The organism is Streptomyces sp. NPDC102514 (assembly GCF_055584525.1).
The window spans coordinates 119,137-135,230 of record NZ_JBVJLW010000021.1; the positions used below are offsets into that span (position 1 = coordinate 119,137).

General features: G+C 69.3%; 12 protein-coding genes. 9 read left to right on the forward strand and 3 right to left on the reverse strand.

Annotation, left to right across the window (positions count from 1 at the left end; genetic code table 11):
- Positions 1-59: 59 nt before the first annotated feature.
- The gene (locus tag ACZ60E_RS38905) at positions 60-923 is read right to left on the reverse strand and encodes an LLM class flavin-dependent oxidoreductase (RefSeq protein WP_469446727.1); all 864 of its coding nucleotides are present in this window, start codon (positions 921-923) and stop codon (positions 60-62) included.
- 982 nt (positions 924-1,905) lie between these two features.
- Between ACZ60E_RS38905 and ACZ60E_RS38910 the strand changes: the two genes are divergently transcribed.
- Positions 1,906-2,595, forward strand: a complete 690-nt coding sequence (locus ACZ60E_RS38910) for a siderophore-interacting protein (protein ID WP_469446729.1) — start codon at positions 1,906-1,908, stop codon at positions 2,593-2,595.
- Positions 2,596-3,362: 767 nt separating this feature from the next.
- Positions 3,363-4,955, forward strand: coding sequence for a phosphoglycerate dehydrogenase (gene serA, locus ACZ60E_RS38915; RefSeq protein WP_384800900.1), 1,593 nt, complete (start codon positions 3,363-3,365; stop codon positions 4,953-4,955).
- A gap of 252 nt (positions 4,956-5,207) precedes the next feature.
- Here serA and ACZ60E_RS38920 read toward each other — a convergent pair whose 3' ends face one another.
- A complete protein-coding gene (locus ACZ60E_RS38920) occupies positions 5,208-5,654 on the reverse strand; it encodes a hypothetical protein (protein WP_469446731.1) in 447 nt (148 codons plus the stop codon).
- A gap of 246 nt (positions 5,655-5,900) precedes the next feature.
- Here ACZ60E_RS38920 and ACZ60E_RS38925 point away from each other — a divergent pair, with 246 nt between their 5' ends.
- The 7 genes from ACZ60E_RS38925 (at position 5,901) to ACZ60E_RS38955 (ending at position 15,194) form a co-directional block, all read left to right on the forward strand.
- Positions 5,901-8,585 (forward strand): LuxR C-terminal-related transcriptional regulator, encoded by a 2,685-nt coding sequence (locus ACZ60E_RS38925; RefSeq protein ID WP_469446809.1) that lies wholly within the window; start codon positions 5,901-5,903, stop codon positions 8,583-8,585.
- A gap of 133 nt (positions 8,586-8,718) precedes the next feature.
- The gene (locus ACZ60E_RS38930) at positions 8,719-9,696 is read left to right on the forward strand and encodes a calcium-binding protein (protein WP_469446732.1); all 978 of its coding nucleotides are present in this window, start codon (positions 8,719-8,721) and stop codon (positions 9,694-9,696) included.
- A gap of 442 nt (positions 9,697-10,138) precedes the next feature.
- The gene (locus ACZ60E_RS38935) at positions 10,139-10,999 is read left to right on the forward strand and encodes a hypothetical protein (protein WP_469446733.1); all 861 of its coding nucleotides are present in this window, start codon (positions 10,139-10,141) and stop codon (positions 10,997-10,999) included.
- A gap of 12 nt (positions 11,000-11,011) precedes the next feature.
- Complete coding sequence (locus ACZ60E_RS38940; RefSeq protein ID WP_469446735.1) at positions 11,012-11,767, forward strand: hypothetical protein; 756 nt, start codon at positions 11,012-11,014, stop codon at positions 11,765-11,767.
- A gap of 95 nt (positions 11,768-11,862) precedes the next feature.
- Entirely contained in the window at positions 11,863-13,710 is a 1,848-nt protein-coding gene (locus ACZ60E_RS38945) for a hypothetical protein (protein ID WP_469446736.1), read from the forward strand.
- Between the two features lie 379 nt (positions 13,711-14,089).
- Positions 14,090-14,482 carry a hypothetical protein gene (locus tag ACZ60E_RS38950; RefSeq protein WP_469446737.1) on the forward strand — a complete coding sequence of 131 codons (393 nt, stop codon included), beginning with the start codon at positions 14,090-14,092 and terminating at the stop codon, positions 14,480-14,482.
- 451 nt (positions 14,483-14,933) lie between these two features.
- Positions 14,934-15,194, forward strand: coding sequence for a hypothetical protein (locus tag ACZ60E_RS38955; RefSeq protein ID WP_469446739.1), 261 nt, complete (start codon positions 14,934-14,936; stop codon positions 15,192-15,194).
- Between the two features lie 43 nt (positions 15,195-15,237).
- Here ACZ60E_RS38955 and ACZ60E_RS38960 read toward each other — a convergent pair whose 3' ends face one another.
- Positions 15,238-16,062 carry an IclR family transcriptional regulator gene (locus ACZ60E_RS38960; protein WP_469446741.1) on the reverse strand — a complete coding sequence of 275 codons (825 nt, stop codon included), beginning with the start codon at positions 16,060-16,062 and terminating at the stop codon, positions 15,238-15,240.
- Positions 16,063-16,094 lie beyond the last annotated feature (32 nt).

A 16,094-nucleotide genomic window follows, 5' to 3' on the forward strand; every position in this document is an offset into this window, starting at 1 on the left:
AGCCCCAGGTATCGGCGCAAATCGTCAGTTTTGGACTGCCGTCGCATTCGAACGGCTGATCAGAGCACCGGCGGCCCCGCCTCGATGCGGCGCAGCACCGGAAGGAGGCGGTCCAGGTCGGGCCCGGTCTGGACCTGCCGTTCGTCCCACCAGGTGGCACCGACGTCGTGCAGGGGACCGACCACGTCCCGCGCTTTCGCCTTGTCCGGGGGTGTGGCACCGCCGAGCACGAACTCGAAGGGGCGCTCGGCCCCGGCCGTACGCTGCTCGCGCACATAGCCGACCAGTTCGCGTACCTCCGCCACGTCCGGTACATGGCCGTGCCGGGCCGATTCGAAGAGCGGCACCGCGCCGTCCCACCGCGCTGCCCGGCGCATGGGCACACGACGCGGCCAGAACCCGCCGATCCACACCGGTGGACCGGGCCGTTGCACGGTGGCGGGCAGTAGCGCCACATCCCGGACCTCGTAGTGCCGGCCGTGGTGGTTCACCGGTTCGCCGGACCAGAAGCGGCTCAACAACTGAAGTCCCTCGTCCAGCCGTTCGGCGAGTACGCGCGGCTCGGCGGCGTCGCCGAAGCTGCGGTATTCGTCCTCGACGGGACCGCCCAGGCCGGCGGCGAAGATCACCCGGCCGCCGCTGAGGTGGTCCAAGGTGGCTACCTGGCGAGCCAGTTGCTCCGGACGGTAGCGGGGGACCGGTGTCAGCAGGGTGCCCAGCCGGATCCGGGAGGTCGCCAGCGCGGCTGCGGTCAGCAGCATCCAGGGATCTCCGAAGGGACGCCCTTGGTGGCGACGGTGCAGGACGTGGTCCCAGACGAAGAGCCCGTCCCAGCCGGCCTGTTCGGCGGCCGTTGCTGCCGTCGCGACGTTGCGGGGGTCGGCGAAGTCGCCGAAGTTCGGGATGTTGATGGAGAAGCGCATCCCAGCAGGATGCGCAGCCGACCACGAAGCGGCAACCGGGTTCGGATACGGGTGTCCGCCGCACAGCAGGTTGTGGACCGCGCAGGATGCGTCAGGTTTTCTGAACCACAGCCGTGCGTACCAGACTGACTCGGCGGGCTCCGCATTACGTGCGGCCCTGGCCGCTGCGTCGATTCAAGTGAACGCTCCGGGTCCGGATGGTCGAGGTTGAGGAGGCCGTCCGGAGGGCTGTCGAATTCGGCCCGGGCATCCGGGCGGGGAGGGGCCGCACGGCACGGGCGCGCCGCGGAGTGCCGTGGCGGTTGCCACGGTGCGTCGTCCCGCAGCGGGGATGGCCACGGCCTGCCTCTGGGATCCAGGCAACGGTGCCCTGCTTGCCCTGTTGGACCGGATCGCTGCCGCGGGGCCGGGGACGTGAGCGTCGCCGTCGTCGCTCCCTCCTGGCCTCGTCAGAGGTCCACCGTGATGGCGCCGATCGCCGACGCCCGCGTCCCCGGGCAACTTGCCTCGCTCATCGAGTCCTTCACGCTCGCCTTCAACGACGACGAGTTGAAGTCGCTGACCTGATCTCTGGTGCGAGGCGGGCCCCGTTGTGTCTCGGCGACGTCGAACGGCCCGTTCCTGGTCCTGGGACATTCTGACCAGTGGCGGACCTGCCAACATCCACCCAGGCTGGCTGAAGCGCAGCAACCAGGCCCGGATGGCAGCGAGTTGGTGTGTTGACGAGATTGATCGGTGCTCACTTGTCCATGCCGGTCCGGCCGGGCCGATGTGGCTGTTCCTCTCGCCAGCGCATGTGCCGGGCCCCGACCTTAGCGAAGTCGGCCTGCCGATCGCGGCGCCGAAGGAGGTCGGCGTAGTCGAGCGCGGGCACACCCAAAGACGAGTACTATCGCGTCTCGAAAGAAACGCGTTAGTATCGCGTTCGGTTCGATGCTGGCCCTCAGTGCCCCACCGCATCGACGAGTTTCCGAGGAGCCCCATGGCTGCCCTGCTCTCCCCCCTCCTGGACCTGCTGACGCTTCAGGGCACGGTCACCGAGACCGAACCTGTCGCCGCCCGGCTCCGTCGCCTGCGCATCGAGGGCGAAGCCCTGTCCGGGCTGACCGTCCGCCCCGGACAGCAGGTGAGGGTCATGGTCGGCGACCGGCTGACTCTGCGCACGTACTCGATCTGGCGCTACGACCCGGCGGGCGCGGTCGAATTGTGCGTACTGGATCACTCTGGGGGTGGCCCCGGAGCGCGGTGGGGAAGCAGCGCCACGGTCGGCGACCGGGTCCGACTGCGCAAGCCGGAAGGGACGTTCGTGCTGCGGCCCGACGCCGCGCACCACGTGTTCGTCGGGGAGGAGACGGCGTCGGTCGCCTTCGGCGCGATGCTGGGCGCACTGCCTGACGGGGCGCGAATCTCCGGCTGTATCGAAACGGAGACGGCTGCCGACCAGCTCCCCCTGCCGTACTCGGACCGCCTCATCTGGACCATCAGGAATGGCACTTCGCTCCCGGATGCGGTGCGACGCCTCGCTCCGGAGCCAGGCGGGATCGCGTACGTCGCCGGGGAGGCGCGGACCGTGCAGCACGTGCGGCAGGTGCTCGTGCGAGAAGCTGGCTGGGACCGACGGGCGGTACTCACCAAGCCGTTCTGGGCACCGGGCAAGCGCGGGCTGGAGTAGAGCGAATCGCGCTTGCGCTTCCAGGGATGTGGCCGCCGCACACGCTGATGCATGCAAGGCGGATTTTTCAGCTTCGGGGAATCCGGCAGTTGGCGTGCGGTGGCCCTGGAATCGGCTCCGTGCCGGCGCGGACTCGGTTGGGTCGGGTCCGCGGCCGTCCGGCAGCCGGGCGGGCGACGCGGACTTTCTTCAGGGTTGGCTCGAACTGCGGAGGATCCCCCCGCGGCCCCGGCCGTGAACACGATGAACACCGGCTTGTGGCCCTGCTCGAAGGCCAGGTGCAGCTTGGCCGTCAGACCGCCACGTGAGCGGCCGAGGCCGTGGTCGTCCGGTTCAACGCAGATCCCGAGGGCGAGGCCGAGCTGGCCGCCGTCGATTAACTGCCGCCTAGCCCACGTCGGTGGACGCCCCGGCTTGACTCCCTGGGGCAACAGCGGTTCCAGGCGGGCCCACCTGCCTGCTCGGTTGCGGTGTGAGGTTCCCTCGCCGGGGCCAGACGCGGTTCAGCCTCGATCGCAATCAGGCGGCGACTGCCACCCATCCGGCCAGGCGCGTCGCGTCGTGATGAATCAGGCGTCGGCAGGGCAGCTTGCGGACACGAAACGGGAACGGGACGGGAATCCGTTCAGAGAGGGTTCCTCCAACGCAGGTCGCGGCAGGTGCCCCACCGGATCTCCGGACGCGGACCGGTCTCCGGCCGGTGGCACACGACCCGACCGCCCAGTTCGAACAACGCCGTCTGAAACAAAGCCGTCTGAGGAGTCCACGTGAGCTCGAAACCTGTCGTACTCATCGCTGAAGAGCTGTCGCCCGCGACGGTGGACGCTCTGGGCCCGGACTTCGAGATCCGGCACTGCAACGGCGGCGACCGTGCCGAGTTGCTGCCCGCGATCGCCGATGTCGATGCGATCCTGATCCGTTCCGCGACGAAGGTCGATGCCGAGGCCGTCGCCGCCGCGAAGAAGCTGAAGGTCGTCGCACGGGCCGGTGTCGGCCTGGACAATGTCGACGTGTCCGCCGCCACCAAGGCCGGCGTGATGGTCGTCAACGCCCCCACCTCGAACATCGTGACCGCGGCCGAGCTGGCCTGCGGTCTGCTGCTGGCCACCGCCCGCCACATTCCGCAGGCCAACACGGCCCTGAAGAACGGCGAGTGGAAGCGCAGCAAGTACACGGGTGTCGAGCTGGCGGAGAAGACCCTGGGTGTCGTGGGTCTGGGCCGGATCGGCGCGCTCGTCGCGCAGCGCATGTCGGCGTTCGGTATGAAGGTCGTCGCCTACGACCCCTATGTGCAGCCCGCGCGGGCCGCGCAGATGGGTGTCAAGGTCCTGTCGCTGGACGAGCTGCTCGAAGTGTCCGACTTCATCACCGTCCACCTGCCGAAGACGCCGGAGACCCTGGGTCTCATCGGTGACGAGGCGCTGCACAAGGTCAAGCCGTCGGTGCGGATCGTGAACGCCGCGCGGGGCGGGATCGTCGACGAGGTCGCGCTGTACTCGGCGCTCAAGGAGGGCCGGGTCGCCGGCGCGGGCCTGGACGTGTATGCGAAGGAGCCCTGCACGGACTCCCCGCTCTTCGAGCTCGACCAGGTGGTCTGCACCCCGCACCTGGGTGCGTCCACGGACGAGGCGCAGGAGAAGGCCGGTATCGCGGTCGCGCGTTCGGTGCGTCTGGCGCTCGCCGGTGAGCTGGTTCCGGACGCGGTGAACGTGCAGGGCGGAGTCATCGCCGAGGACGTCAAGCCGGGTCTGCCGCTGGCCGAGAAGCTCGGCCGTATCTTCACCGCGCTCGCGGGCGAGGTCGCGGTCCGTCTCGATGTCGAGGTGTACGGGGAGATCACCCAGCACGACGTCAAGGTGCTCGAACTCTCCGCGCTCAAGGGTGTCTTCGAGGACGTCGTCGACGAGACCGTGTCCTACGTGAACGCCCCGCTGTTCGCGCAGGAGCGTGGCGTCGAGGTACGGCTGACGACCAGCTCGGAGTCCTCCGACCACCGCAACGTGGTGACCGTGCGCGGCACCCTCAGCGACGGCCAGGAAGTCTCCGTCTCCGGCACGCTCGCCGGCCCCAAGCACCACCAGAAGATCGTCGCCGTCGGCGAGTACGACGTGGACCTGGCGCTCGCCGACCACATGGTGGTGCTGCGTTACGAAGACCGTCCGGGCGTGGTCGGCACGGTAGGCCGGGTCTTCGGTGAGGCGGGTATCAACATCGCAGGCATGCAGGTGTCCCGCTCCGCGGCAGGAGGCGAGGCTTTGGCGGTCCTCACCGTCGACGACACGGTCCCGCAGGAAGCGGTGAACGAGGTCGCGGGCGAGATCGGTGCCACGTCGGCCCGGTCGGTGAACCTCGTCAAGTGAGTGGGGCCGGCCCCCAGGCCGACCGCAACAGGTTGAGGTCACTGCTGATGTCGCGGGCGAGATCGACCGGGACATCTCGGTGGAATCAACCACCATGCGGGCCCATCAGCATGCGGCCGGTGCCCGGACAGATCCGCCGTCGGCAGCTGCATCAAAGAGGGCCGGGACGACCGGACATCAGGGCGAAGCGTCGTGGCAGAGCCTGCTCGTCCGGCTGACGGAGATGGTGCAGGAGGTGAGGGACTGGGCCGCTCACGGGGCTGGTTCACCAACAAACTCCATCTGAGTGCCGACGGCCGATGCCGTCCGTTGTCCCTGGGTGTCACGCCGGGGCAGCGGGCGGACTGCACCCAGTTCAAGATGCTGCTGGCAAAGGTCCGCATTCGGCGGGCCGGTCTGGGCTGCCCCCCCCACGAAGCCCAACAGCGTCACGGCCGACAAGGGATACAGCAACGGCCCCTGCCGCACATACCCGCGGCGCCGAGGGATCCGGCACACGATCCCGGAGAAGACCGAAGCCGAGAGCTCCCGCTCCAGTGGCCAGAAGATCAAGCCGCAGACGTGACCGGACGGGCATCCCAGGATTCTGTCGAGCCTCTCCAGCCAGCAGTCCATCTCGTCGTCCGAGGTGTAGTCCGCTTGGATGATCCGCTGCACGAGCGCAACCAACTCCGCGCGATCCATCTCGACAGCACTCATTGAGTCCCTCCAACGAGTCAGCCTAGCGGGACACAGGATTGCCCGGACGGCTCCCAGCCGACAAGAAACCCCGGACCAAAGTGGAGAGCTGGAGTCTCCACCCGCCCCGGAACGGTCAGCGGCAGGACAAGCGTTTAGGCTGCTGTGAGTTGTCTGAGCTCCGCAGCGCACTTGCACGGCGCCATGGAGCCAGAACGTATCTACTTCTGATACCTGATCGTCGTGTCATGGTGGGGAGAGACCGTGGTGCGGAACCGCTCGGACCGGTGGCCGTTAGTAGGCCGCGACTCCGAACTGGCGGCATGCGTGGCCGCGTTGGCCGACCGCAGGTGCCACGGGCTTGTGGTGGCCGGGCCGGCCGGAGCGGGCAAGTCCCGGCTGGCAGAAGAGTGTGTGGAGCGGACCGAGGCGGGGGCGCTGCGGGTAGAGCGGGCCACGGCGAGTGCTGCAGCGCGTACGGTCCCGTTGGGCGCCATCGCACATCTGCTGCCTCACGGACTGGACTTGTCCGACCCGGTCGCTGCCTTCGCCGTGGTCGCCGAACGACTGACCGGCAGCCCAGGGCGGCGGGTACTACTGATCGACGACATGCATCTGCTGGACGCGACGTCGGCGGTGCTGTTGCGGCAGCTGATGGATGCCAGGGTCATCATGCTGCTGGGGACCGTGCGCACGGGCGAGCCGTACGGGGACGCTGTCGCGGCACTGTGCGACGGAGACGGACTGCACCGGGTCGATGTGAACGTGCTGCCTCCCGAGGAGATCGATGCGTTGCTGTACGCAGTGCTTGAGGCGCCGATGGCGCAGGTCGGCCTGCGCGCACTGACTGCTGCGAGTGGTGGCAACGTCCTGTACCTGCGTGAACTGGTCCTCGGTGCGCTGAGCACCGGAGACCTCACGCGCGATGGGGAACTCTGGCACCTGCGCGACGGCCGACAACGGTTGCCGGGCACCATGCGGCTGACCGAACTGATCGATCGTCGGCTCGCTTCCGCCGATGCCGCGGGGCGCACCGTTTTAGAACTGCTGGCCCTGTGCGAGCCGTTGTCCCTTGCTGATGCCGAAGTCCTGGCCACCTCCGACGAGCTGACGGCCCTGGAACAGGCTGGGCTGATCCGCGTCGTTCAAACCCGACGGCGTACGAGTGTTTCCCTGGCCCACCCCCTTTACGGTGAGGTGCTGCGTGCGGGTCTCCCGGTCCTGCGCCGAAGACACCTGCTGTTGGAACAGGTCGCACGCGTTGAGGCACGAGGCGCCCGACGCCGCGAAGACCCGCTACACATAGCGACGTGGCGTCTGGCTGCCACCGGCACGGCCGACCCCGAACTGCTCCTGCAGGCTGCTGTATTGGCACGTCACGCCCACGACTACCACCAGACCATAGTCCTGCTCCAGGCGCTGCCTGAAGAGCACCGAACCATGACCACTCATCTGCGACTGGGCGAAGCCTTCCTTGAGCTGGGCCGCTGGGACGATGCCGAGACCGCACTCACCCACGCCGACGCGCTGGCGGTCGGCGAACAGGACACACTGGCCGTCACCCTGGTCCGGACGACAAACCTTCTGTGGAGCAACGCTCCTGTTGCCGAGGCGCTGCTGGTCAACGACCGTGTGCGGGACAGGATCACCAGTCCGGCCGGCCGCCGGCAACTCCAGGTCAATGAAGGCTTTCTCCGCATCGCGTCGGGACGCCCCGCTGAGGGCCTGGCCCTGCTGATGGATCTGAGGAGCGAACTCGGCCAGGACCTTCACGTCAACGTCTGGTTGCGAGGCGCCTGGATGAAGCCTGCTGGGCTGGCGCTGATGGGCAGGACCCGCGAGGCCGTCGTCTGGGCGGAGCGCGTCCATGACGTCCACCGGCAGATCCACAAAGAGGCTCTGGCATCCCATCCTGCTTTTCAACGCATCCCCCTCGTGCTCGCCCTCACCGAAGCCGGCCGGCTTGCCGACGCGCGCCGAGAGGGCGAGAACGCCTATGCAGAGCTGACGGCCTCCGGTGCGGGTGTTCGTGTGTGGATGGCTGTCGTCCTCGGCCGTACCGAATGGCTGGCCGGCCACCCCGCAGCAGCTCGCCGCTGGTGGGCCGAGGCGGCCGCCCTCGCCCGCAGCATCGACCACTCCATGGCGCTGCGCGTGGTTCTTCCCGGGCTGGCCGCCTGTGCGGCTGTGACGGGGGACCTGCACACGGCTGAGGGTCTGCTCGACACTCACCGCGCCCTGCCCGGGCTGCCTCCCGGCCCTCTGTCCGCCGGGGAGGAACACCTGGGAGAGGCATGGTTGCTGGCAGCCCGTGGACAGCTCGGCAAAGCTCGATCCGTGCTGACCGCCGCAGCTGAGAGGGCCCGTACGACAGGCCATCTGACCAGCGAAGGCATGCTGCTCACCGACGTCGCCCGGCTGGGCGGCGCAGCACATGTCGTGGACCGACTGGCCGAGCTCGCCCAGCAGTGCGACGGGCAGTTCGCGCCGGCCCGCGCCCACCTTGCTGCGGCGCTGGCCGCCGACGACCCCGATCAGCTTTTGGATGTCGCAGGCGTCTGCCAGAGCATCGGCGCCGATCTGCTCGCCGCAGAGGCCGCGACGGCAGCGGCCTCCAGTACCGCGCTGGCGCACTTTCCCCGTCGTATCTTGTCGGCCTCCCGCGGGGCGGCTGTGGCTGCGGCCCGTTGCGAAGGTGCCCGCACACCCTTGCTGACCTCGATCCTCACCCCCACCCCGCTCACCGACCGTGAACAGGAGGTCGCCTTGCTCGCTGCGGCCCGCAACACCAGCAAGGAGATCGCCCATGCTCTGACCCTCTCGGTGCGGACGGTCGAAAACCATCTGCAGCACATCTACGCGAAGCTCGGCGTGACCACGCGCCGTGAACTGGCGCAGACCCTCCGCGTACCACCGGGAGTGCAGCCCTATCAGTCTCACAGCCCGTCGTAGCGTGATCCCGGTCCAGCCGCGCACGGGTTCGAGCGGCGTACCACCGCAGTCGGCTGGCGTTCGCAACGCGTCCTGCTGCGCGGCAGATCGATGTAAGTAGCGCCTACTCATCCTCTGGGACACCGCCACGGCCATGCTTTTCATCAGAGAGTTCACCTTCGTCCAACGCAAAGAAACGGTCGTCACCATGGGGGAGCCGATGAAGAGAAGAGCGTTAGCCCGCGTCACTGTGGTGGCCGCGATGATGGGTTCTGCCGTGGTGATCGCGGGAGGACAGGCGAATGCGGCCACAGGTGTCGCCAGAAGCGGGACAGACGTCGTCGTCAACGCGGCAGCCGGCCGAGCGAACAACATCACGATCAGCCTGTCGGGAACCACCCTCATCATTCAGGACACGGCGGACACCCTTGCTGCCGGTACCGGTTGCAGTCTGCTGAGCAACGGCACGGTGGCCTGCCCGATCGACCTCGTCAACACCTCGGTCGTCGTCAACGCCGCAGACGGCAACGACACCATCACCAAGACCGCCCCCATCCGCGGGGAACTCAACGGGGGAGCGGGCAGAGACACCATCACCGGCGGCTCCACGCAGGGCAACACCAACGTTCTCAACGGCGGACCGGACAACGACACCGTCAACGGTGGTCCCGTCTCGGACGTGCTCGTCGGAGGAACCGGCGCCGACACCCTCAGCGGTGGCGGCGGCACCGACATCGCCAGCTACCTGGACAGCACCACGGGCGTGGTCGTCGACATCGACAACACCGCCGACGACGGGGCGGGCGGAGAAGGCGACAATGTCCTGACCGACGTGGAGTTCATCTACGGAAGCCAGTTCAGCGACACGATCACCGGAAGTGCGGGCAACAACGCCCTTCTGGGCTTCGGTGGCAGTGACCGTCTCGACGGCGGGGCGGGCAACGACAGTCTCGTGGGCGACCTGATCGGACAGATCGGCAGCTTCGGCTCCGACACCCTCATCGGCGGCCTCGGAAACGACACGCTGGACGGTAAGGACAACATCTCCGGCAACGACACACTCGACGGCGGCGCGAACACCGACACATGCCAGTTCGACTCCGGTGACAGCGTGGGTCTGTGCGAAGGATAGGAACCAGAAGGTCTGCAGCCAGCCGGCTCCTGGGCGAGCGGTCCGGTCAGAAACCGGCAGGGTGAGGAATTCTGAGCAAGGCGCCGCAGCGCCTTGCTCAGAATGCCGATTCGGAAGTTCTGCAGCGCACGCGACTTCGAGGACTACGCGATGCCCGAAACCGCTGCAACCATCGACGGCATAGGCGACGCCCGCACTGCACGGACGCACCTGCGCAGACCGAGGTAGCGGAGCTAGCGCTCACGGTCCTGCGGTGTGGGTGCCGGGTGATGAACCGGGCGGCCATGTGCCGGTGCAGGCTTCCCTGACTGGCCGTAACGGCACGAAAAGGTAACGAACGAATCCACATGCTGTAGTGGAACAACCGCGAAGCGTAACGTCCCCATTCCTGACGGCTCTTGGGGGAGCAGCCGGGTATGGGGGAGGGGATGTCATGCCTGTCATGACACGCGTTCGTGAGCTGTCTGAATCCATCGGGTCCCGTGTGGCCGTCGCCGTGTGCGCAGGACTCCTGGTCGCCCCGCTGACCGGGTGCAGTGCCGGAGGGGAAGAGTCCGCCGGGGCATCCACGGCACCGGCCATATCCACCGACTCCGCAGCGCCACCGACCACGTCGGCGCCCGGCGCCACGCCTTCGGCCGTCGACACCTCGACGGCCGGGGACACTGTGCAGGCGGCCTCGCCGGAAGAAGAACCGGCGACCGAGGATGAGTCGGACGCCTCCGCCCTCTGGGGCACGCGCTACTCCGGTACCGCCGAACTGTCCGTCGACGTCTACGACTTCTGCGCCTCCGACGGGTCGCGCCGGCTCGCGGACAGCCAGAGCTATTCCCTGGACGCGACCCTCGACCTCGGCCGCCCGCGAAGTGCGGGCGACGAGACGGAGGACAACCCGTTCTCCCTGCTGTTTGCCGCGGGCGATCCGGCCGAAGCCGGTGCGGTGTCCTTCTGGTCATCGGCCGTCGGGACCGCATCGAGCGAGGATCTCGCGGGCAACTCCCGTGATCCAAAGGCGCTGCTGACGTACTGGGACGTGGACTGGTCCGACGGCGAACTGGACGCCCGGCTGACCGATCCGCACACGGATCAGGCGGTGGCCCTGAACCTCTTCAACTGGTCGAGTCCGGTGGTTGCCTGCCGCGCCGATCTGGGCCTCCTCCCAGGGGGCTATCCACATCCGCTCGCCGTGGACACCACCTTCTCCGGCCAACTCGACGCCTCCGCCGCGTCGTTGAGCGCCGAAGGTGACAGCACCGACAGCCTGATCGAGTTCCGGTTCGAGTTCGACGGGACCGCGTCATGAGGTGGAGCACCGATGACGGCAGATGACTCCGACCGGCTGGACAGCTGGGGCCTGCGGATCGCCTCATGGGCAGCGCCGCGCGAGGTCGCACTGGCGGCCCAGACCACACGGGCGTACGCCGCCGGTGGCTCCGCGCGCCGGCAGCTCTACGCCGCCGGCGGATCGGTGCCTGGCGGCATGGGCGGCGGGGCGGCCAGCCTCCTGCCGGCCGTACTGGACGCCCTGGCTTGTACGGCCGACGCGCTCAAGGCGGCACTGGGCAGCGCGCAGATGGGTAACGTCCTGTCGGCCACGGCCCTTGTCATGGGTCTGCGCGCCGAACGGGCCGCCCGCACCCCGGGGCGTATGCGCGAGGAGGCGCCGCCGCAGGCCGCTGCCGCTCCAGCACCTGCGCCCGGGGTGCTGGACGTCGAGGTGATGCGAGCCCTTCTGCGGATGAGCGAGCGACTCCGGGCCAGAGGTCTCGATCCGGCGGCGGCCGACGAGTTGGCGGCCGACGTCACGGCCCGGCTGCTCGCGCAGGACGATCCCGGCGGGGTGGTCGGCTTCCTCGATGCGCTCATCGGCCAGGAGCCACTTCAGACGACCGTCGGCGGCCGGCGCCGTACCCGAAGCTCACCCCGGTCACCGAGCGGGGAGGCCATACGAGGAACACGGCGGCCACGGGAAGCCGTGTCCGCCGTGTCGAGGCTGCTGTCCCGTCTTCGCCGACCGCACGGCGGAACGGGCCCCGCACCCCCTGCCGGTGACGAACGGACAAACCCCTGATGGACCCCGTACCGGCCAGGCATCCAGGCCGACGCGCCCCCGCAGCACCTCGGACCCCCGCACCCGAGCCACCGCCCTGGCTGTGGGTGTGCCTGGTGCTCTTCGTGCTCCAGGTCCCCGGCTTGCTCGGCCAGGTCTCCCACCGGGGGAGCGGCCTTGGGGAGATCGGCGGTGCGCAGCAGGGGCGGTCCGTCACCGCGATGCTCAGCCTGGTACAACTGCTCCCCCTTGGCTTCCTGCTCGCGGCTGCCCTGGCCCTGCTCGCCCCGCGGGCACGCTGTCGCTACGTGGAGAGGCGCTACGGACTGCTGCCCCCAAACCACCCGCTGATGGCACCGGCGGCAAGGATCGGCCCAGGGGCCGGTGGGACTGCGGCGCCGCACTTCCACGAGCAGATGACGACCGTACTGAACGAGCACGCGTCCGGCGTCGAACTTCGGGTCAGTACCCGGCCCGGGCCCTTCGCCCGGGTCTACCCGGCCGGCCTGCGGACCGCACGGGTCGGCGTCTTCGCCCCGTTCGTCCATCTGTGGCATGCCGACCCGCAGGCGGCACATGCCGTCCTCATGCACGAGATCGGACACCTTCGCCGCGGCGACCAGCACGTCGCCGGGCTCGGCAGCCCGTTCACCGCCCTGGTTCGCGGCTGGCCCTACGTCTTCGCGGTCCTGGTCGTTCCGCCCGTGGCCCTGCTGTTCGTCACCGGCGACGCCACCGCGCGGCCAGTTCTCGCCGAGGTGGTCCTGATCCTGTGCAGCCTGCCCATGGTGCTGCTGCTCGTGGTCGCCGCACTGTGGTCGGCCGAGCTGGCGGCGGACCGGGTCGCCGTACGGGAGTGCGGTGCGGAGGCCGTCGTACGCGCGCTGCGAGCGTCGCAGGAGGGGGATCGCGGAGGGCTCGCCCGGCTCCACCATCCGCCGGTCCGGCTGCGGGTCCGCTTCGCACTGCGGGCGTCGGACGCTGCCGCGCAGTCCTTGCTGACCCTGCTCTGGCCCCTGGCCCTGCTGACCAAACTGCTGATTACTGTGCTGGGTGCCCTGTCTGCGTACGCACTGCTGGGGGCGCGACAGGATCGAGTGGCCGGGCACGTACTCGGCCTCGCCCACACATCCCTCACGGCAGATCCCGCCTGGTGGGCGACGCTGGCGGTGGTCTTGCTCTGGCCGACGGCCACCGCGGCGCTGGCCCGCACAGGCCGCCGGGCAATCCACGCCACCCCGACAGTCCAGGCAGCCTCGGCCGCACAGGCCGTCCGACTGCCGCGGCCCTACGCGATCGCCGCCCTGCTCCCCGCGATGCTGCTCCTCCTCGGCCTGCTTCCATTGGGACCCGGTCCGACGCAGAACCTCTTCCCGGACGACCGCCGGAACACGCACGCGTATCCGACGGCACCGGAACTGGGACAGCCCGACAACGCCACGCCTACGCCCACGCCGTGCCTCGGCTCCCCACCACCGCCCGCTCCGGCGCGACCACCCGGCCTGCCAACCTTCGGCGCCCGGCGCGACACCCCCTCAGGAACGCCGGTGGCTCCTGTGCCGGACCGACCGCGCACGTTCCGCACAGCGGCGGTCGCATCGGCCGAAACCCTGTCCGGTTCCCCGCAGTGGGCACACAACTTCGGGGACCGCCTCCGCGGAACCCGCTGGACCCTGCACACGGACGGTCGGCTCACCGCAGACACCGCGGAGGTACCCGTCCTGCGCTCCACGGCCGTGCACGGGTCGATGCGCCTCTTCAGCGGCCGCCGCACGACGAGCACCGGCGTCGGCACCACGACGACCTGGCTGGAGGCACGGCTCGTCGCCGACAGAGACGGTCCGTCGCGACTCGACCTGATCAGGGCGTCGGTACAGGCCCTGCAGACCGACGCCGGCTGCCGTACATCGACCTCCACCACCAGCACGTCGATGCGCCTGTCCCTGGATCTGCAGGAGCAGTGACGCTGCCGCCCGCCCTCACGAACCGGTGTTGGTACACGCCGACTCTCTCAAACGCGACGTCTCCAGGAGGCACCGGCCAGGCCGGTCGCTGCACGGCGCCAAGCGGGTCCATCCCCGCGGGCGCGGGCAGCAGTTCTGTGGCGGCCCGCTGTGGTGCGGTCGTTCCGGTCTATCCCCGCTTGCGTGGAGAAGCGGCGCTTTGAGGACCTCAACCTCTGGGTCAGGTAGGCGTGGCCAGCGGTGCTGCACCGGTCCGCGGCATGGAAATGGCCGATGATCGGGGGCGGCGAGCCGGCGTCCCATGGGAATATTCTTCTGCAGCCCAGGGTCCGACGAGGACTCTTGCACTGCCTCGCGTCCATGCCGAAGGGAGTATGAGTTGATCGAGTGGGTGCGGATCAGCATAGGCGCCAGGGCCGTTCCCCAGCCCGTTGCCACTCCAATCGTCTGGTTCGCGGCCTTCACCGGCGCCCTGCTGCTGGTGGCGATCACCAATCATTTCGGCGAACACGGACATCCCGGCACGGCCCTGCTCGCGCTGTCCTTCCTTGCCGCCGTACTCGGACTGTGCGCCCGCTTCACGGCCGCACCAGGCACCGCCGTACTGTGCTGGCTGCTGCTCAACGGCTTCGCCATCCCGCCCCTCGGACACGTCACCTGGGCCGGACACCGCGACACCGCTTGGCTCGCGTGCCTCCTCGCCGCGACGGCTTGCGGAACCGCCCTCGCCCGCATCGCCAACGCCCGCGCCGCGTATCGACGTATTACCTGAGCTTGGCATTGACGGTCTGTCATCGAACATTGCCTCGACCCTTTTTTGCGTTTCGGCTGATCGCCGGACATGAAGGTGGCCCTTGCCTGGTTCTGCTCTCGTCACAGTGGCGCTTAGCCCTGCCCAGGCCGTGCCCGGTGCACCTCTCCGCCACTCGCCCCTGGTCGGCCCCGGGCCTGCGGGGATACTCCGTTGAACGACTGATGGTTCTGTGCGGATACTCCGTCGACCCCGCGCCGGCGGGGCTCCTCCGCGATCACCACCTCAACTGGCGCCAGAACCCACCACAGGCGGCGCCGCGACGACCACGAAGACTGGCCCGCCGCCGCCCAGCGCAACCTCTTCAACCGCATGATCGGCCAGTTTCACCACTGCCTCCAGAACCGCGGCGCTGGTGTTCTGGGCGACACGACCGGGGGCGTGGGAGCCGGGGAAGGGGGATGTAGTTTCTGTGCCGGCAGCCGTGCGAGGGCCGGCCGGGGAGGATGGCGTCGACGGCTACGCGATCGTGCTGCACCGCCTCGCGCGGGCCGACCCGGCGGCCTGGACCGCCCGCCACCCCCTCACCCAGGGCCGTCCCTCCTCCTTGAGTGCACCGACGGAGCCCTTCTCCCCTTCGCACGACGGCGAGGTCCGGCCCTCCGCCGTCCGTTCGGTGGAACTCCGGGTGTCTTCGGGGTCGGTCCCGGTCCTGGCGCCCGCGAGGCGCTGACCTCAGGAGTGCCGGACCGTGACCGCAGCACCGAACGTGTGGTTCACCGGCCGCGCAGGCCCGCGCTGATAACCCGCCCCGCCTGTCGGCAGGCTTCTCCCAGCCGTTCCAGGTGGTGCGCGGGATCCGTCAGGACGCAGAGGGCCGCCACCGGAGTGCCGGTTGCTCCGAGCAGCGGTACGGCCGCGCAGCACACCCCGCTCATTACTTCCTCCCTGTCGAAGGCGACGCCTCGCTCCCGGATCGCGGCAGCCTCCCGCGCCCACGACGCGGGAAGCGGCCCCAGCAGGGGATCGGGCCCGGCTCCGGCCAGCAGCACCTTGCCGGCCGCGGTGAACCAGGGCCAGGTCGTACGGGGCCGAAGCGAGACCGGGTGCTCGGCCTCACCGGCACTCCACTCCATCACCAGGGTCTCGCCCCTCCACAACACGGAGAGCCCCACCGTCATGCCGGTGGTCTCCACCAGACGGCGCATAGGTTCCTTTGCCGCGGACCGCAACCGCGGATGAGGCTGCCACTCCCGCCCGAGGCTGAACATCCGAGGACCCACCCGGTAACTCCCGCGGCACCGTTCGAGCACACCGAGGTCGGCCAGCTGCTCCAGCAGCCGGTACGCGGTCGACTTGGGCAGCTCGCACTCCGATGCCAGCCTTGTCACCCCTGCCTCCTCGATCCGTTCCACCGCCTCCAGCAGGGCGAAGGCACCTTCCAGTACGCTCCGTCCGCCGGCGCCCGCAGCGGCGCCCGCGCCCGCCGTGGCAGTCGGACCGATCGTGCCCGCGCCCGCACCGGCGGGTTCCGACGGCGGCGGGGCGCTGCCTGGCCCGGTCCCCAGGGCTCGTACCGCCGTCCGTGTCTCCAAGGTCATCACGTCATGCCCGGTCACACTCTCGCCCCCCG

What these genes read in the sequence shown, in the direction of transcription:
- ACZ60E_RS38910 (WP_469446729.1), top strand. Translation starts at nt 1,906, where the DNA reads ATGGCTGCCCTGCTCTCCCCCCTCCTGGACCTGCTGACGCTTCAGGGC.
- ACZ60E_RS38905 (WP_469446727.1), bottom strand. Translation starts at nt 923, where the DNA reads ATGCGCTTCTCCATCAACATCCCGAACTTCGGCGACTTCGCCGACCCC.
- ACZ60E_RS38930 (WP_469446732.1), top strand. Translation starts at nt 8,719, where the DNA reads ATGCTTTTCATCAGAGAGTTCACCTTCGTCCAACGCAAAGAAACGGTC.
- ACZ60E_RS38940 (WP_469446735.1), top strand. Translation starts at nt 11,012, where the DNA reads ATGACGGCAGATGACTCCGACCGGCTGGACAGCTGGGGCCTGCGGATC.
- ACZ60E_RS38935 (WP_469446733.1), top strand. Translation starts at nt 10,139, where the DNA reads ATGACACGCGTTCGTGAGCTGTCTGAATCCATCGGGTCCCGTGTGGCC.
- ACZ60E_RS38960 (WP_469446741.1), bottom strand. Translation starts at nt 16,062, where the DNA reads ATGACCTTGGAGACACGGACGGCGGTACGAGCCCTGGGGACCGGGCCA.
- ACZ60E_RS38920 (WP_469446731.1), bottom strand. Translation starts at nt 5,654, where the DNA reads ATGAGTGCTGTCGAGATGGATCGCGCGGAGTTGGTTGCGCTCGTGCAG.